Source organism: Streptomyces sp. NPDC028711, assembly GCF_055565415.1.
Window position 1 is genome coordinate 1,184,917 of the sequence record NZ_JBVHUJ010000002.1, and the last position, 17,860, is coordinate 1,202,776.

A 17,860-nucleotide genomic window follows, 5' to 3' on the forward strand; every position below is an offset into this window, starting at 1 on the left:
AGGCGGGGGTCGGTGGGGGAGCGGCCGGCGGGAATGCACGCTGTTGCAGATGCGTTGTCAGTGCCTCCGGCTAACCTGCCCGTCATGAGCCTCTCGCGCCGTCCGGTTTCCGAACTCCCGGGTGATCCAGCCAACTTGCAACTGATCTACACCCACGGTCATCCTGCGATCCCCTACGTCTACGAGGACACCCTCGAGCACTGGGGTGTGTCCGTCCGCTTCTTCCACGACCAGGACACCGAGTGCGCCGGCGGATGCACGGAGGCTTGTGAGGGACTCAAAGACGACGGCAGCGAGGTCGGCCGCCTGAGTTTGTGGCGGCTGCGGGACTACACCGGAGCCGACCGCTGGATGGTCGCCGACGCCGAATCGGTTGACCTGGAAAGTATCGTCTCCACCGTCCTGGACCACGACGAGTACTCGGCAGCCTTCGAAGAGGCCATCGAATGCCCGGTGGGCGATCTACTCATCCTGGACCGCGTCTTCCTCACCAAGCCGTGGCGAGGATTCGGCCTTGGCCCCGTGTTCGCCGCCGAAGCCATCCGCCGGCTCTCCAGCGGCTGCTGCGCGGTAGCGGCCGAGCCCGGAATGGTCGAGTGGCCCGACAACAGAGACGACGTCACCGACGCCTACCGTGCCACCGCAAAAAAGAAGATCGCCGCTCTATGGGAGTCGATCGGCTTCCACACCTTCCGAAACGGCGTACAACTGCTCGACACCAGCCTGCAGGAACCCGACGACCTGCTGCGCCAGCGCCGGATCGACCTGTCGGAACTCTCCGCCGCCTACCAAAGGCACGTCGGCGGCAGCCCGCAGCCTGAAGCACCCGAGACGGCCCCACCCATGCCGACCGCCCGCACCGTGTCGAAGCCAGCGTCGGGCAGCGTGGAACAAACCGCAGCGGTGCCCCGCCTTTCACTGGAGCACACCGAACCCCTCACAGCGGAGACGAGCCTTGCCGACCTCAAGAAGGCCTGCGACGGCTCGGGGTGGAGCCCCAGCGACCGCGCGACTGCTCTGAGGGTTGCCGCACAAGCCACCCACACCACCGACCTGCGTGACCTCGCTGCCCAGATCAAAGACATCCACTTCGGCCTGAGGCATGCCTGGGCAGCTGCACTTACCTTCCCCGGGAGGGTCGTCGATCTGCGGCCCTTTCGCGCGGACCACGGCTTGCTCGGCCCCCTGGCCGATGTCTTCGTCTACGGTTCCAACCTCAACGGCCACTATCAGGGACGGTCCCACTCGCCGGGAGGCCACTGCCAGCACTCGCGGCACCTCGACCAGCACACCGAACGCATGACGCTCACGCAGCTCGTCGCACACGAAGCCTTCTGGGAATGGAACGGTCTGGCCTGCTCCTTCTGCCGCGGGTGGTCCGGCCAGCGCCTGACGCCTGCCCAGCACGCCCACTACATCAGCGTCCTCTCCGACGCCGATTGATGCAGTCGATGCGCACCGCCCGTACCCGGGGGCGCTGCTGAGGCGGCCGCGAACCCGGATTCGATTACACCGAGGAGGTCCGGCGGGCGGGCCGGGAGGCCTGGGCGAAGGTCTATTCCCCGGGCGGAACAGCCAGCCGCTGCCGCCTCGTCCACGATCGTGGCGGCAACGGCTGCGCGCAGTCCCTCTGGCGCGCCGGTTCAGCCGATCCGGCGAGCAGCCCGGGCGACAGCCTTCTGGTTTACTCGCACCGCGGTTCCAGGGGGATCGGGGCGTCGAAGACGTCGACGACGAACTCCGAGGTTCCGCTGCCCTCGAAGTCGACGTCGTAGCGGCTGTGCAGCAGCGTGTGGATCCTCACCCACCGGCCCTGATCCGTTGCCTCCGCCGCCACTTGGAGCGCGCCACGCACAGGACCGGCACCGCCGGTCTTCTGTTTACTCGTCCAGGTCCGCGCGAGCGTCGTCCCGGCAGGGATGGCCCAGGTGCGCGGCTCGGCGCTGGCCGGCACGGAAACCTCGTCATTCAGAAGTTGGATGACCCACCGGACGCTGCCATCGCGGTGCCGCTCGTTAGACATGCGGATGCCGAGCCCGATCGTGTAGGCCCCTTCGAGGTACTCCTCGAGTTCCTCGTCGATCCCGCCGAAGAACACAGCCTCACGAACGACCTCGACCGGCCCGCACTCGGTGAAGGCCCCCATCACCGGAGCGCACTTGTCCTTGATGTATTGCTGCGTGGCCATGCGCACTGCCTTGGGGACCCGGTCCAGGACCTTTCCAAGGGCACTGTCGTCCCGGTCGTACAGGAAGGAGTTGAGTGCACTGACCAGATCCCCGGTCAGGTGGAGATCGCCGGCTCCGAGCGTGGTCACCGCCTCCAGCTCGTCCCCAAGCCTTCTCACCAGGGCGAACACCCTGCTTCGCCCAGGGCTCGTGTGCGCGATGAACGAATGAATCATTTTCTGTCTCACATCACATCTCAGGAAGGGGCCCGGCACGAACATGCGCGTGGGCCGCAGAAGAACGAGGGAACCCGGCCAACCCGACGTGTCGCACGAGCTACCGGCTCGTCCGCATGGGTCGGAGGTGAGTCGCTGTCAGATCCGGTACTGCAGCCCGGGATCCGCATGGCTGTCGGCAGACTACCCCGGCCGCATCAGCGGGGCAACGACGCGCCCACCACTTACCAGGCACGGGGGACTTCGGCGAGTCTGTGATCGTGACGTGCTTCGAATGGGGACCGTGTCGTTGTCTCCTGCGCGCCACCGCTATTCGAGGCCGGGTCAGCTGACCCAGATGCCACAGGGCGAGAGCCGGAGTGCGAGTTGCCGCCCTGACCGGCTGATCGGGGTGGACCAGGACACCTCAGCGACGGGGCAGCCGAAGTCGTCGGCGAGCACCTGGACGAGCATGGCGCCCACGCCTTGGCGCCGGTAGGCGTCAGCCACCCAGATCAGCTCGACCCGCGGCCGCAGAGTGTCGTCCGCATCGCCGATCGGCGACTCGTCGACCAGGTTCCAGGGCCGGTGATAGTCGGTGTCATGGGCTACCAGGTTGCTGACTCTCACGATGGTGCCATAGAGGTTTCTCGTTGTGATGTCTCTGCAGGTTGCTCGGTAGTGCCTGGGCAGTTCCTGGTTGAGTGCTTCCTATCGGGACAGGGCAGGAGAATCTGCTCCGCGCTGCGTTGAGAAGCCCCTGTTCAGTGTAGTGAGATTCGGTAAAGGGCAACGCCTTTGACCTGGTGCTTTGCGTTGCGGATAGAGCTACGAACCAATGTCGAGTCACGTTGCGACGCCAGCTATGCCTCCTACCCTGCCGACGCGGGCACGTTGATTTCCGCCCGGTGACGGCTCCGGCGTGAGTGAGTGCGGCGGTAGCGCTGCACGGAGCTGGGCACTCTTCAGCGGGCCATGCAGCCGTGGCAGGATGCCCCGGTCGGGCGCGACCTCGCTGAGGCCCTCGCCCCCTGCGACCGAGGGGAGCTGACAAGTGATTGCGCCAAAGCCGCTGACCGAAGCGGAAATTGAGAACGCGCTGGCCCGGGTGCCAGGGTGGGAACGGGACGGGGACACGATCAGCCGGACATACCCCATCCGCTATCACGCCGCCGTGGCCGCGATCGTGACGATCGCAGACCGTTCCCGCCGCATACAGCACCACGCCGACCTCGACCTCCGCATGGACCACCTACGGGCATCCATCACCACACACGACGCCGGCTACAAACTGACAGCCGCGGACTTCGACCTCGCGCAGCGCATCGACACGATAGTGACCGCGCACCAGGCGCTCCCGCTCGACTGACCCAGTGGCAACGGCGAAGTCGGCCCTTGCGCGGCGTACGTGGGAGAGGGAGGGCCTATCGCCTGACCTCGCCAGCCGGGCACCGCATCGCAGCGGCAAGGCAGCATGCCCAGGGCGTGGTCACCAGTTGGCCTGGACAGTAGTGACGGTAAGGTCGGACGTGCTGGTGGAATGCATCGCCTCGAGCCAGTACCGCTCGGGGGGCTTGTCCACGGGATGGTGGTGGGCCAGGGCGCACACGAGAAATCCGCTGTCCTGCAGCTCAATGGGCCAGCCCGCGAGGACGGCGTGGTCGCCGTCTGCGGAGTAGTGGTCGCGTATGACGAGACTGACGACGAACTTTGTTCCGGTGATTGGGTTCGAGTTCCACGACCGTGGCCAGCGGCTCAGCCGGCTGTTGATCGAGCCAGGTCACCCGCACTGCTGTGGCCTCCAGAGGTCGGAAGTAGGCGTTGGTGGTGACTCCGAAGCGTTCCCTTAGGTGCTGAAGCGCGGTTGTGTCCAGGGGAGTACCGGGCAGCTGGAAGGAAAGCCGGCACTGGGAGACCGCGCGTAGGCCTGCCTGCTCGTCCTCGGAAGCGTCCTCACCGGGTAGCGGGGGTGCGCTGATGCTCGCGGTCAGGGTGTAGAGCCCGTCCAGCGTGGTGTCGCAGTAGACCAGCTGTTCACTATGGTGGGGTTCGTCCAGGGCTGCTGTCCGCTGCGGAGCCTCGTCGAGAGCCTCAATAAGTGCCGGGGCCCCGATCCCGAACCAGGAGGCCCTGAGCTGCTGCAAGGTCCATGTGGGGCGGTTGCTGGTCAGTCTTAGTTCGTCCAGGGTGTGGAGCAGTCCCACGAGATCGTTGGTCGAGCGAGCCTGCACAGGCAGGTCCAGGCACACCCCCCGCCCTCGACCGAAGGACCAGTTGACATCTGTCACCGATGTGGCGAAGACGGCCGAGGTAAACCCTCCCGGCACGGGCAGGTAGGGCATGGCGTCGCCACCCTGGCCGCACAGCATCAGGTCACTGGCCGGCAGTTCGCGCGCTGGGCGGCGCAGCCTCTGAACGGCGCCGGCGCCCAGATGGACGCGCCCGTGAGTGACGAGCCGTTCCTGCTTGCTCTGCAAGAGACCTGGGAGCGATGCGGGGTCACACAGTACGCCCAGCACGTCTGCGTGATCCATCAGAAGCACCGGCCTGCTGCGCTCCCGTTCCACCTCGGCAATGAGTGTCGTGGTGAACCCCGAGACGCTGACAATGACCCCCACCACGTGGGAGCTGACACGCCGCAGCCTGTCATGCACCGTACCCAGCACATTGATGTCGGCCTTTGCCTGCTGCCACTTGCACTCCAGCAGGTGGTGCCGCTCCCGTAACGCACGGCAAGGTCCGTCTGCCGGGGCAGGGCCATGCCCGGATCGAGCTCCACGATGAAGTGCGCAAGCTCGAAGGCCCGCCGCAGTAGTTTCTCGAAGTCTTTGCCCCGCCGGTACGGATTGTCCGCTGCGTTCAACCGCGAGAAGGTGTCGGCCAGCCCGGTCCCGGGCGCAAGGAAGACATCATTACGGGGCGTAGGAGGAACATCGCTCACATCGGCCGATTCTGCTTCACCGTGGCGCATCACGGAGGCGAATCACCGCATTGCCCATGTGGCCTTGCCGGACTCATGCCCGGAGCGGGGCGCCGCTCGGAGGTGATGATCGAGACTGTCGACCTGAGAGCGCGGGCTCCCGAACCTGCCGAGCCACAGCGTCAGTCACGTGTGGCCTTCTGCTTGTAGGAACGACGCTGTCACCCGAGTGCCACCCGACCCGTCCGGGTGCTCGGAAGCGTGTGGCTTGTGACAACAGCCGTTGCTGAGGGCCTTCATGCCCGTGCAGTCTGCAGTCAGTCCCGACACTCGTTCCCTGTGCCAAGGCTGCGGGTGCCGAGCAGCTCCCTGTCCAACCCATGCATCACAGGCACCAAGTTCATGCCGGAAGCGCGCGTACATGATTTTCTCACCGTCCAGAAGGACGGAGCTCCCCCAGAGGGGGCTCGGCCGGTTGACCGGTCTTACGGGTTCCGGGAGCCGGCAGGGTGTAGCGGAGCGCGGGGGCGGGGATGGAGGGAGACGGCTCCCGGCGGGAACTTGTCGACGCCGACGGCGTGGGGCGCATTCACGGTCATCTGCAGGCCGGGCATGACGAGCAAGGGGGAGAGGTCGGGGACGGAACCCTTGTGGTGTCCCAGGGAGAGGGACCTGAGGCCGGGAAAACGGTCGGGGATCACGTCGATTGAGATCTCGGCGGAGTCGGAGTAGGCGCTGAGGGTGGTGATGTTCGGCAGGACGGGCGCGTGCGCGAGGGTGTCTCCCAGGAACAGCGTGGACAGCTCCGGAAGGCTGCCGATCTCCTCCCAATCAGCCCTGTTGAGCGTTTGGCTGACCGCGAGCGTACGCAGGTGCCGGAGTCGGGAGAGTCCGTGCAAAGAGACAGAGACCGTTGCGCCGAGAGTCAGCTCTGTGAGGGCGTCGTGCACGGGAAACGTGGTCAGGTCTTTCCACGGCAAGGGGGTGTAGAGCGCCAGATGCGTCAGGCCGGGCAGGCTGGTCAAGGTGTCGAAGCGGAACAGGGCGGGTGTCTTCACCAGACGCAGCTCTGGCAGAGGCAGACCGGCCAGGTCGTCGAGGTCCATGAGCTGCTCGCAGCCGGCCAGGGCAAGGTGCCGCAGAGCGGTGAGGTCGCGGACGAACCGGATCTGTTCCAGGGCTTCGCCCTCGTAGATCTCCACCTCGTCGGTGTGTTCAGGTGACAGACACAGGGCGAGGTCATGGGCGGTGAACGGTCCGCGGAAGATCACCCGCCGCAGCGGGGGCAGGAGGCTCAGTGCGTCCAACTGCTCGGGTGTGTTGACGGTGATGCGGCAGAGGGGTGAGCGGGTGAGTCGGGGGAGCAGAAGATCCTGAGCGTACTCGTGAGCGTCGAAGTTCACCCATCCCTCACTGAGGGCGAAATCAGAACGTAGGTCGGTCTCAGGCAGCGTGGGAGCTACATGGCGCAGGAGTTCGTACGCCTGGTCACCACCTATCTTGGCGGCAGTCCTGAGGACGGCGCCGGCCTCATCGGATTCCAGCCCATGTGCCGTGCGGGGGAGAAGGTCCAGGACTCCTGGGCCGAGAGCAGCTAGAGCGTCTGCCTCCTCGATGGAGCGGGGTGGTAGCCATGCTTCCGCCCGTTCCCCTACAAGCTCGCGGGTTTCGGTGTCGACCTCCGTGGCGTAGTGGAGGCTGGCCGCCGCGAGGAGATGCAGGCGGGTTCTGTGGCCGTCCTCGTGGTCGCCACGGTGGACGAGTCCGGTCAGGAGGGCGGCAGCCTCCTTGGGACGGGCGTGGGCGACGGCCATGCGGATGACGTCTTCCCACTGGTCGTCGTGGGCATGGTTCACGAGCAGCGGGAGATCCATGCCCTCGATGGCGGCCTGAGCGCCGAGGTAGTCCTGAAAGGTCCGGTGGACGAAGTCGACCGTGCCCGCAGCCGGGGTCCGGAGCAGCCCCGTCCGTCCGATCAGATGCCGTAGCACCTGGTCAGCATCCCCCTGCTCGGCCACATTCGGCATGGCCGGCAAAGCGTCGGCTAGAAGCGCCAGAGCGGTGGAGCGGTCCATCTCCGTCTGCCCGTTGCGGATGAGCCAGTAGGCGAGCCGCTGCAGCAGGCGCATGCTCTGCTGCTCGGTCAGCCGGATCCCCTCAGGAACAGCGATCCCACGCTCATAATCCCGGCGGACCAGCAGCATGGAAAGAGCAGCCGCGTACAACTCCATACGCCCAAGCGGCAGATGCCCCCGACGCTCCCGGTGCAGTGCGCACACCAGCGCGCACATCAACGGCGTCGTCGACAGCTGCGCCAGGTCACGCTGCGCCCGCACAGCGGTCCGAAGCGCCACCTCGAGCTCGCCCAGGTGGGCGTGTTCCTCCGGGCCGTCGGTGTTACGGCGGGCGGCGGTGTGCCACCGCCCGATGAAGACGGACGTGTCCGCCGCGGTCATGGGCCGCACGGTCAGCTCCGTGAAGTCCTTGTGCGCCAGCCACCCCTCCGGGACGGCCGACGGGCGAGTCGTGACGTACACCCGCAGGTCCGGATAGGCGGCCAGCAGCCCCTCGAGCCAGGCCCGGGCCGACTGCCGCTGCTCGGCGGGTACCTCGTCGATGCCGTCGATCAGCAGCATTCCCCGTCCGGTGAGAACAGAGTCGACCCATCCGTCGGGCTCCGAAGCCGCGAGAGCCGCCGCCGTCGCCGCGACGAACTCCTCCGGGCCCGGCAGACGTCCGCGCCGCACCAGCGACCGCAACGGCAGGACGAAAGGAACCCGCTGACGTAACTCCGCAAGCTCCTCCGGCAGCGTGCCACTTGCCGCCGCCACGGCCAGCCACAGGGACATCTGACACGTGCTGGCCGGTACAGGGAGGTGCCGTTCTGTAGGGGAGAACATCAGTGGTGCGCGGCAGCGCGATTCGGGCCAACCCTGCCGGCGGCGGGGTGTTGCGCAGCCGCTGGTTTTGAGGTCAGACCACCCCTGCTGACGCGGGGAACAGTGGCACCGCGGCTCGGCCTAGGCGGTGTGGGACGGACCACCCCTGCTTACGCGGGGGGCCGTGCTCGTACCTGCGCCAACGACACCTCGACGTCGTGCCACTTGGTGCCCTGACGCACATGACGGCCGGCCTGTGTCGAACGCCGGGGTTTCGCGGTGAGGCAACTTCAGCCGGCGCGGCCGTACCGGGACTGTAACCTGCTGACCATACCGCTGATCTCCGTCGGGGAGAACACCGCGATATCCGAGGCGTCTGTGGGGGTGACCTGCCACCGGCCGCGGTCGTCCCGGACCACCTGGAGCGGCGGCTGGGCCATCCACATCACGTCGATTCCGCGCCGTACGACCACGCCGATGAGCGCTGGAGGCGCCGGCACGAGGCGGAGCAGGGATCCGGGGGTCATCAGCAGATCAGCGAGCGCCTCGATTACGTCGTCGCCCCGCACGGCTTCCGTGCTTAATCCACAGTGCCCGTCACCTCCTTGATCCATCAAGGTCACCGCCAGGAACGTGCAGTCCTCGTGGCGCTCCCACGGAGGAATCTTCCAGGAGAAGGTCATGGCCCCATCCTGTCCTGCGCTCGCTGGAGCCGGCGGGCGACGGCTGGTTCCTTGCCTGTCCGCGACGCGTTTCAGCCACGAGCCGGGAACGGCTGCTGTCTGTGCCGGAGTGGCGTTAGCATCCGCGAGTTGCCTGGGGGAGGCCGAGACGGATGCTGTGGTCTTTGACGAACAAGCCCTGGTTGCGTCCAGTGGCGCAGAGGGTGCACCTCTTTGCAGCACCGAGCCGGGATGAGGTCTACGAGCGTTGCGTCGAGGTGGCGCTCGATGATCCTCTACGCGCACGCACGCTCGGAAAGCGGCCGGGAACTTCCAGGTACGACGTTTTCCGCGAGATGCACAGCCTCAGGTACCGCACCGCGGCCTACACCCAGGCCGCCGGTGTGACGCGGACTGAGTACGACGACGCCCTGGTCGGCCTCGAGCGGGCACGAGCCAAGCAACAGGCCGCCGCCGACGAGGCGGAGTGGAACTGGAAGATCGTCTGCACCGTGCTGGCGGCTTTCAGCGTCATCGTGCTCATCACCGGTGGATTCCTGGCCCTGCTGATCGCCCTCCTCGGCGCCGCACTGCTGACCTTCATCCTGTTCTGGAGCGGCACCGCGGTCTGGTTCAACCTCCGCTACAGTCTGCTCGCCGCAGCGCTCGGCATCACGTGCGCGGCGGCACGTGTACAGCTTGGCTATCGCGCCGTGGAGTGGGGCACGATCCTCCACGACGAAGGCGTCGTCCCCGTGATGGACGGCATGATCCGACACCTCATGGGCGAAGACCCCGACTCCCTCTTCGTTCCCCAAGGCACCTCCAAGGGACTGCGCGCCCCCCGGGCACCGGGCTTCGCCGTACCCACCGAAGCCATGGAGCAGCTGCAGCGCAAGCTTAGCCACCTCGACGAGGGCACCATCGCCGTCTGCGGCCCCCGCGGTGTCGGCAAGTCCACCCTGCTGGAAAACGCCACCGAGCAAGCAGACTTCGGCTTCCTCATCCAGGCACCGGCCACCTACGCTCCGCATGACTTCCTCGTCTCCCTCTCGGTGCGGCTGTGTCAGCACTACCTGCAGCACGAGGGCTATCCGGTACCGCAATTCGCCCGTCTGTCTCCCTTCCACCGCGTGCTGAAGAGTGCCCGCCGCCGCATCAGAGCCGTGGGCCGCTGGTCGACCTTCGCCCTGCCCGCAGCGGCCCTGCTCATCCTGGGAGTCTCCTCAGCTGCCCGCTCGCTGTACGCCCAGTACGAAACATCCCTCGCCGGCGCCGCGCGTACCGCCGGGCACGCTGTCCAGGACTGGCTGCGTGACGTGTGGAACGGCAACGCCGTCGTCACCAGCGTCACGATCATTGTCCTGGGTATCGCCTGGTGGCTCTCCCGACACGACCCATGGGTTCCCCGGACCCTGGGCAGGCTGTGGAGCAGATTCGGAGCCAAGTTCGGCGTCGTTCTTGCCCTCGGCAGCCTGGCCAGTGCCCTCTTTGACCCGCAGCTTCGCCAGCTCGTACATCAGGTGGACTTCGACAGCGCCGCCGTGGCTGCGCTCCTGGCCTTGGGATGGTTCTACGCCTGGGGCGCATGGCAGTCAGAGACCGTACGCAAGGCACACTTGGACATCGGCAGCTGGACGCTGTACGCGGGCGACTTCTGCAGGCTCCTCGCCACCTGCCTGAGCACCTACCTCCTGTACTTCCTCATCCGCACGCCCTCGACCTACGCGCTCCTCGCCGACACGGAGAACCCGCTGCGGCTCGCCGGCATGGTCAGCGGCATCCTGCTCGCTCGTGCCGCCGGATGGCGGCCCCGGCCCGCGAAACCTCACCTCATCACCCGCTGCGAGAACCACCTCTACCGGCTGCAGACCATCCAGACGACGACCAACACCCTGGCCGGCGCCACCGCCCAGATCATGACCCTGGGCGGCTCACACGCCACCACAGTCTCCACGATGCCGCCGAGCTTCCCCACGCTGGTCGAAGAGTTCCGTGACCTCCTGGCGCGCATTGCCGAAACCCTGGCCGACAGGAAACAGCGCGTCCTCATTGCCATCAACGAAGTCGACCGGCTCGGCTCCGACGCACAGGCCCTCGCCTTCCTCGCAGAGATCAAGGCCATCCTGGGCGTCCGCTACGTCTACTACCTGATCTCCGTCGCCGAAGACGTCGGTGCCGCATTCGTCCGCCGCGGACTGCCCCACCGGGATGTCACCGACAGCTCACTGGACGACATCATCCACGTGGAAGCGTGCACCCTCGCAGAAGCCAAGACCATCCTGGACAAACGCTCCGAGGACCACACCCCCCACACCGCGCTCCTGGCCCACAGCCTCTCCGGCGGCCTCCCGCGCGACCTGCTGCGCTACGGACTGCAGATCGAAGAGATCCAGGCCAAAATCCAGACCCACGAGCTCGCCCACCTTGCCCGCGAACTCATCCTCGAAGAACTCTCCGAAACACTCGCCGGATTCCGCACCCTGCTCAGCAAACAGCAATGGACACAAGACACCAGCAGCATCCTCACCGACTTCCGGACCCTGTGCGGCCACCTCAAAAACCCACAACGCGCCTGCTACGACGGGCCGCTCCTGCGCGCCCTCGAGCACTTCGCCCACCAACCCCCCGGCGCCCAGGCAGGCCACGGCGACATCACCGAAAGCACTCGCCAGCTCATCGACGAAGCCGCCGCATACAGCTACTTCTCCCTCACCCTGCTGGAGATCTTCACCGCCCCCGGACTCGACCGACGCAGCCAGAGCGCACTTGCACAAGGCCCCTACGGAGCCCACGAACGACTCCCCGAAGCCCGCCTCGAACTGACCATCTCCCCTCACAGCGCACGCACCCTCATTACCCACATACGCAAGGCATGGGCCCTCAACGACAGCCCCAGCCTCGACATCCTCCAAGCCGCCCTGCGCCAACGGTCCCGCCACCTCCACGGATTACGGTCGGACGCATTCGGCCGACGAACCACCAGTGAAGGCCGCGCTCCCCGCTCCGGCCGCCTGCCGAACCTGGACTGACAAGACCAGAGCCCACCTGCCAAACAAGCACCCGGCGAACTGGCGGAGCTAGAGAATCAGGGCGACAGGACAACACGCCGCACCGCCTGCAAACGGGTGCAGAACGATCCCGCCGACCCATGCCGACCTCATGCACAGCCTGCGCCGCGAACCGACTGCAGCGGACTGGCGCAGGCACCACTGCCCGGGCCACAAACAGGCCCAAGTCGTGAGCCTCAATGGAGCACGCTCGCCGGGGTACGCCTGCAGCCCGTCTGCGCGGACCTCACAGATCCGCCTGGGCTCCATGCCGAGGGTGACGTCCAGCACGCCCGAGACAGGCGCCCTGGGCGTCGATCACCCACACCACGCTCACGACGACGCGAAGGGAGACGAAGCACTGACCTATGCGTACGAACAAAGCGGTCTGCACACACTCCTGTTCGACGCTCTTGTCACTGACGCACGAAGCAGGACAGGGCAAGGCGCAGGGCCCGGCAAGAAGGGGCGTCGCTCATTGTCAGTGGCCGCAGCTAGCGTCATCGCATGGCTCTCAAACGCGTGTATCTGGGCCAGCGGGACTGGGTTGCCCTCGCCCGTCAGCACTACGGGCGTTCACATGACGAAGCCATCGCGGGCGTCCTCGCGGTGGTGCGAGAGGCCTCCGAGTCCGGGCACGCCTCGTTTCCCCTGTCGGCCGTGCACTATCTAGAGACCTACCATCAGCGGAACCCGGACAGGCGCCGCCGCCTCGGTGCCTTCATGGCCGATATCTCCCGACACCACACGATCGCGGGCGCCCCGGACCTCCTGGCCGCCGAAGTGCACGTCGCCGTCTCCGCCCTGACCGGCACCACACCAGACCACGCTCCCCAGCCCTTCGGGATCGGCGCCAAGCACGCCTTCAAGCAGATGAAGGGGTACTTCACCGACCCGGAAACGGAACGCCGCGCCATCGCACAGTTCGGTGCCAAAGCCGTATCCGACTACTTCGAAAGAGCCTTCCTCATGGGGCCACAGGAGCAACTCCCCTTCGCCGGCATGGCCCTGCCCACCAGAGAGTTCAGCCAGCGTCAGCTCGACTTCGAACGAGAGACAGCGCGCAAACTGAGGGAATGGGGCCACACAAGCGACCGTGCTCACCGCGTCGTACTGGCCCAGGAAGCTCAGGACCTCATAGCCCCTCTCAACGCTCAGACAGCCGCAGCCAGCCACATCCGTGCCCTCATCGGCAACCAATCCGCACTGACCGACTTCATGATGTCCCTGCCCGCCAAAGCGGCGATCTGCCGGATGCGGATGTCCGCTCATGAAGACACGAATTTCCGCTGGCACCTCGGGGACCTCAACGACGTCACCGCCCTGGGCACAGCCGCCGCATACTGCGACATCGTGGTCGCCGAAAAACACTGGGGCAGCATCCTGCGCAGGCACACCCCCTACTTGACTGCCCACGTCACGTCCGACCTGAGCGATCTCCCGCACCTGCTCCTCAAGTGAACCCCTGGCAGCTGCTTGCCCTCGGCCCATGGAGAGCACGGCTGTCTGCTCAGCGTGCCTGTGGAACATAACCGTGCGATGGCGCGGCGTGGAGGTGCGTGAGTTCGGCGAAGACTTGGCGCCTGAGGTCGGAGCGTGAACCGTGCAGACTCAGGCGTCCGTACCGGTTCTCGTAGGGCTGGAGCGCTGCCCGGATGTGACGGTAGAGGACGGGGTGGCGGCGGACCAGCTCGTCGTAGGCGAGGTCGGCCGCGTCTTTGAGCTGGCGGTAGCTTGGGTCGCGTTGCTCGGCCAGCGTCAGCACGTCGTTCAACTGCGTGATCAGCATGGTGCACTCCTCACGTCGCTGAAGCAGCGCGGTGAACAAGCGCCGACGGTCGTGAAACTGCCGCAGCCACGTGGTGCTGGGCCGGCTGTGCGCAGACACTCCACCGAGTCCGGGGCGGCCTTGTGCGCTGGGCTTCAAGTCGCCGATCACCGCGTGGAGTTGATCGCGCCAGCGGTTCAGCGCCAGGGGGTGGCACAGCACGTCGTCGCGCCCGTTCTGCTTGCCGGCGTCCTTGAGCAGCAGACGGCGAAACGCCGCGTCGTCGAGGGAGAGTGTCTGCTCGACCAGATCGCTGACGGGAGCGGTGAGCCAGCCGTTGTCGATGCCTTTGGCGATCTTCTCCCGGATGCTGCCGATGTGGGTACAGGCGGCCGGAGGAACACCCGCTGTCATCGCGATGTTCCTCACCAGCAATTCCTTCTCCTCGCTCAGAAACCGACCGAGCCATGCCCTGGCCACTTGCCTGGGGTCGTCCGTCGGCCGGGTGGGCAGCAGCGCGCCGGCAGCCCTGAGGTCCGCGATACGACGCTGCTTGACCAGATCCCTGGCGGCGCGGAGTTGTTGCTGGATCTGCCGCTGCTGTTCGGCCAGCACAGCGCATTCCTCGTCGGGACCGGTGGTCAGCAGGCGCATCTCCCGGCGGATCTGCCGGTCGTGATGGGCGTAGTGCAGGGCATCGATGCTCTGCAGGATGCGATCCGGCCCGTACAGGAGGCCGTCGAGGCCGTTTCGGCGCACCCCGCAGGCGTGCGCCGTGACGACGCGCGCTCGGTCCACGAAGCTGATGCTGATCACATCGGCGAGTTCGGGCAGGGGCAGCCTCCACGGCTGTGCGTCCGGCATACGGACAGCGCGCAGTCGTCCGCTCCCCGCCGCTGGTGTGCGGGTGGCGCCGGCCCCCTTGCCGTTCGAGGGCCCGTCCAAGGCGAACCGCAGGGCGAGGTACTGCGACGTGCGTCCGCGGTGCAACGCCGCAGTGGGCTTGTTCTGCAGGGTCCTACACGGGCGGTGGCGGGAGGCCGCGCAGGTAGGACAGCCGATGCTGAGGACGTCTGCGGACGTGAGACTCCACAGTCCCTGCGTGGTCGGCGGGCCGGGTCGTGACAGGTCCAGATAGGGGGGGTAAGCATGCCGCGCACAGTGCCGGGCGACACGCGTCGGACAGCGGGGGGCGGACGTGGCGGTCCCTCGGATGGATCCACCTGCATCGAATTCCCACGCGGATGCGGGGCAAGCGTTCCAGTCGATCAGGGCGGGATAGTGAAAGGACCGGCTGAGGTGGTCACCCCTGCTCGCGCAGGGCGTAGCACGCCTCGCCGTTGTGCCAGCACTCGTGCACAGGAACACCCCCGCTTGCGCAGGGTTGAGATCGCCGGCGAGCGCGGTGTCGAGGCCGTGTGCGGCGCATCCCCGCTAGCGCGGGACAAGGGCTTCTGCGGCGCCGTGGTCGAGCCTGTCGGCGGAGCCCCCCTGCTGGCACAGGGCGTAGACGATCACGGTCGCCGCGAGCGCGCTGGAGTGCGGGTCACCCCTGCTTGCACGGGCTGAGGAGGCGGGCGACGGCATCTGCGAGTGCTCGCCCCGCTCGCGTCGCGGGACAAAGCTGGGGATGGTGTGGTCGGTCCCCGACGCGGCCGGATCACCCCCGTTTGCGCGAGAATGCCTGGGCGCGTCTGCCCCGTCTTCGCACCCTGGAGACGTGGCTCGTGGTGTCCCTGGCCCGCGTCCGGTCCCGGATAGCCGACGCCGAGCAGCGCGAGGCCGCGATGCGGACCGTACGGGCCGGGCCGGCCGAGCCCGGCTGGGTCCTGGCCTACCTCCGCGAGCACGGCCGCCCGGTACCTGCCGCCGTCCACATCGACGACTGCCGCCTCGCCGGGAAGCACACCAAGCTCCTGACCCGCGATCAAGCCCGCCGCGCTCTGACCGAAGGCGGGCTCCCGGCCTGCGAGATCTGCCGGCTCGACTCCGACCTCGGCCTGCTCGACTGAGCAGCGGCAGTGAAGGGCGAGGTCAAGGCCCCGGGGTCTCGACCGTCCGCCGGCCCTGCGACGGCGTCGTGGCTCAGGCGGACTTCGGGCGGCGCGCCGCCGTCTTCTTCTGCGCCGTGTTCTTCGCCGTGGTCTTCTTCGGCACGGGCATGTCGTGCACGGTTGCCTCACCCCCGCCGACGGTCCCGCCGCAGCGCTCGCGGGCGTGGGCGACGGACTGCTCCAGCGCGGCCATCAGGTCGACGAGACGAGTACAAGCCCTACCTCGACGAACGCTGGAACGAGGGATGTGCCAACGCCGCGCTGAGGGGCGTAAGGCCCTGCGGTAGGTTGACGCCGGTGTGACGGCAGCCGGGCCGTGGCCGGTTGACAGGGGGTGAAGACGATGGTCTCTCCGCAGATCTTGATCGGCGGCGATGGTGCCGAGACCGTGCTCGACGACGGCGGTCTCCGGATCGTCGACAGCCGTACCCGCACGGAGATCCCCCTCGCGGTGGTCCAGGAGGCCCGGACCGACGGCGGACACCACGTCGAAATCGTGATCAGCGACAGCGCCGTGCACCGCGTGGACGCCGGCAACCCGACGGCCGCCACCACCTTCGTCGCCGCTCTGACCGCCGCGCTCCCCGCACAGCGGGACCCCGCCGGAAGCGCCCGCATCACGGTCACGCAGCTGGCGTCGCCGGAGGACGCGGAGACGCCGGCGAAGGATCCGAAGTTGTACCTGCGCCGGGTCATCATCCTGATCGCTCTCGCCGCCGCCTACCTCGGCTACGTGATCTGGGTCGGCGTCGGCCAAGGGGCAAAGGTCATCGCCCCAATTGTCGCGACTGTCCCGCTCGCCTTCGGCCTCGGCCTCATGCTCGTCGGGGGGCAGAGGACGCTGCTCCACTTCGTACTCAAGCGGCGTGGGATCACCGTGCCCGCCACCCTGGACTTCAAGACGACGGACGGGGCGGCATGGTACAAGTTCACCGACGCCGACGGTGCCGAGCGGACCGCGCGGAGCAAGCACGTCGGACCGGTGGCCCGCGCCACCTACGACCCGGAGAACCGCGCCGACCAGCTCGCCGTCGAGATCTCGGGAAAGAGACACCTGTTCTGGGCCGGGATGTGGATCCTCGGTTCGCTGCCGCCGCTGGTCGGCGGCAGCGCCCTCGCCCTGACCCCGTTCCTGACCAACTGAGCGGCGCGGCCATGGTCGACCACGACACCCTCCCCGCCACCGGCTAGGCCTTAAGTCCGCGCCCATGGCTGTCGGAGCCCTGGCCGCCGCGTCACGCCACCTGCCGCTTCAGCTCAGCCCCAGGACGGCATCGACGACATCACGAAACAAGTCACCGGTCTCCTGACCGTCTCCTCCGTGATGGCCGGCACGGGCCTCGGCGGGATGACCGAAGGCGCTACGCACTCCGCGCACTCCAGGGAGCTGGTCGCGCTCGCCCCCGCCGAGATCCACTCCTTCCCCATGCTGGGCATGAACCGGCGTACGCCGGCGCCCGGGCGTAGGCGCGGATGGGCGCGGTCTGCTCCAGGCGAGGCCGTACCGCGCCGCCAACGCGCTCAGTATCTCCAGCCGGCGTAGATGGTGACGTTCTCGCCGTTGTCCCTGGCTCCGACGCACACGTCACGCCAGTCGAGCAGCCAGCCGCTGGAGCGGCAGCTCTCCTGCTGGAGGCCCAGTTCGCGGATGATCTCCGGGTGGGTCAGGCCGTCCCCGCTGGTGACCGTCGCGACGCGCCAGCAGCCGCCGGAACCGCAACCGATGCCTTCCTCCACCATGGTGATGCCTGGCGGCAAGGAGGGGAGGGCATCGGACGGCGGGGCGTCCGAGCCTTCGCTGAGCATCAGCGCGTACAGGAGGCCGACCACGAGGGCGAGGGCGAACTGCATCACCAGGAAGCCGATCGCTCCGTTGCGGCGGGGGATCCATTCCGGGGGAGGGGAGTTCTCGCGCCGTCCTTCCAGTCCCGCACCGCAGGCGATGAGCAGAGGCGCCAGGGCCGTGAACACGAGATGGGCGTCGGGCCTAGGCCGTGTCCGGAAAGTCGGTGGCTCGTTACTCCGTTCGTGGTGCGTAGACATGAACTGACGGATGAGTCGTGGGCGTTGATCGCTCCGCTGCTGGCTCCGGGCCGGATGGGCCGGCCTGGGCGGGACCGACGCCAGGTGGTTAACGGGATTTT

At 67.3% G+C, this 17,860-nt stretch carries 14 protein-coding genes; 6 read left to right on the plus strand and 8 right to left on the minus strand.

All coding sequences use genetic code 11. The annotated features are described in order from the left end of the window. Positions 1 to 84: 84 nt before the first annotated feature. A complete protein-coding gene (locus tag ACZ4VK_RS11065) occupies positions 85 to 1,443 on the plus strand; it encodes a hypothetical protein (protein WP_468350739.1) in 1,359 nt (452 codons plus the stop codon). 241 nt (positions 1,444 to 1,684) lie between these two features. Here the strand turns inward: ACZ4VK_RS11065 and ACZ4VK_RS11070 are convergent, their stop codons facing one another. Continuing rightward, positions 1,685 to 2,359, minus strand: coding sequence for a hypothetical protein (locus ACZ4VK_RS11070; protein WP_468350741.1), 675 nt, complete (start codon positions 2,357 to 2,359; stop codon positions 1,685 to 1,687). A 369-nt stretch (positions 2,360 to 2,728) separates the two neighbouring features. Continuing rightward, positions 2,729 to 3,013, minus strand: coding sequence for a hypothetical protein (locus ACZ4VK_RS11075; RefSeq protein WP_468350743.1), 285 nt, complete (start codon positions 3,011 to 3,013; stop codon positions 2,729 to 2,731). A gap of 424 nt (positions 3,014 to 3,437) precedes the next feature. Between ACZ4VK_RS11075 and ACZ4VK_RS11080 the strand changes: the two genes are divergently transcribed. After that, positions 3,438 to 3,752: a 4a-hydroxytetrahydrobiopterin dehydratase gene (locus tag ACZ4VK_RS11080; RefSeq protein ID WP_468350745.1), complete on the plus strand. Its 315-nt coding sequence runs from the start codon at positions 3,438 to 3,440 to the stop codon at positions 3,750 to 3,752. 262 nt (positions 3,753 to 4,014) lie between these two features. Here ACZ4VK_RS11080 and ACZ4VK_RS11085 read toward each other — a convergent pair whose 3' ends face one another. The 3 genes from ACZ4VK_RS11085 to ACZ4VK_RS11095 all read right to left on the minus strand — a co-directional run bounded on the left by ACZ4VK_RS11085 (position 4,015) and on the right by ACZ4VK_RS11095 (position 8,865). After that, on the minus strand, positions 4,015 to 5,037 hold the full coding sequence (locus ACZ4VK_RS11085; RefSeq protein ID WP_468350746.1) for a hypothetical protein: 1,023 nt from the start codon (positions 5,035 to 5,037) through the stop codon (positions 4,015 to 4,017). Positions 5,038 to 5,788: 751 nt separating this feature from the next. Then, a complete protein-coding gene (locus tag ACZ4VK_RS11090; protein ID WP_468350747.1) occupies positions 5,789 to 8,152 on the minus strand; it encodes an NACHT domain-containing protein in 2,364 nt (787 codons plus the stop codon). A 320-nt stretch (positions 8,153 to 8,472) separates the two neighbouring features. Continuing rightward, positions 8,473 to 8,865, minus strand: coding sequence for a hypothetical protein (locus ACZ4VK_RS11095; RefSeq protein WP_468350748.1), 393 nt, complete (start codon positions 8,863 to 8,865; stop codon positions 8,473 to 8,475). Positions 8,866 to 9,029: 164 nt separating this feature from the next. On the opposite strand from ACZ4VK_RS11095, the gene ACZ4VK_RS11100 reads away from it, so the two are divergent. Together ACZ4VK_RS11100 and ACZ4VK_RS11105 are read left to right on the plus strand one after the other, a co-directional pair. Further along, a complete protein-coding gene (locus ACZ4VK_RS11100) occupies positions 9,030 to 11,876 on the plus strand; it encodes a hypothetical protein (RefSeq protein WP_468350749.1) in 2,847 nt (948 codons plus the stop codon). A 525-nt stretch (positions 11,877 to 12,401) separates the two neighbouring features. Continuing rightward, positions 12,402 to 13,355: a hypothetical protein gene (locus ACZ4VK_RS11105; protein WP_468350751.1), complete on the plus strand. Its 954-nt coding sequence runs from the start codon at positions 12,402 to 12,404 to the stop codon at positions 13,353 to 13,355. Between the two features lie 49 nt (positions 13,356 to 13,404). Here the strand turns inward: ACZ4VK_RS11105 and ACZ4VK_RS11110 are convergent, their stop codons facing one another. After that, the gene (locus ACZ4VK_RS11110; RefSeq protein WP_468350753.1) at positions 13,405 to 14,526 is read right to left on the minus strand and encodes a hypothetical protein; all 1,122 of its coding nucleotides are present in this window, start codon (positions 14,524 to 14,526) and stop codon (positions 13,405 to 13,407) included. An 806-nt stretch (positions 14,527 to 15,332) separates the two neighbouring features. On the opposite strand from ACZ4VK_RS11110, the gene ACZ4VK_RS11115 reads away from it, so the two are divergent. Then, entirely contained in the window at positions 15,333 to 15,674 is a 342-nt protein-coding gene (locus tag ACZ4VK_RS11115; protein ID WP_468350755.1) for a DUF6233 domain-containing protein, read from the plus strand. 73 nt (positions 15,675 to 15,747) lie between these two features. Here the strand turns inward: ACZ4VK_RS11115 and ACZ4VK_RS11120 are convergent, their stop codons facing one another. Next, positions 15,748 to 15,909, minus strand: coding sequence for a hypothetical protein (locus ACZ4VK_RS11120; protein WP_468350757.1), 162 nt, complete (start codon positions 15,907 to 15,909; stop codon positions 15,748 to 15,750). Between the two features lie 150 nt (positions 15,910 to 16,059). Between ACZ4VK_RS11120 and ACZ4VK_RS11125 the strand changes: the two genes are divergently transcribed. Continuing rightward, on the plus strand, positions 16,060 to 16,860 hold the full coding sequence (locus tag ACZ4VK_RS11125) for a hypothetical protein (protein ID WP_468350759.1): 801 nt from the start codon (positions 16,060 to 16,062) through the stop codon (positions 16,858 to 16,860). Between the two features lie 377 nt (positions 16,861 to 17,237). On the opposite strand, the gene ACZ4VK_RS11130 is transcribed toward ACZ4VK_RS11125, so the two are convergent. Next, positions 17,238 to 17,687: a hypothetical protein gene (locus ACZ4VK_RS11130; protein WP_468350761.1), complete on the minus strand. Its 450-nt coding sequence runs from the start codon at positions 17,685 to 17,687 to the stop codon at positions 17,238 to 17,240. Between the last annotated feature and the right edge of the window lie 173 nt (positions 17,688 to 17,860).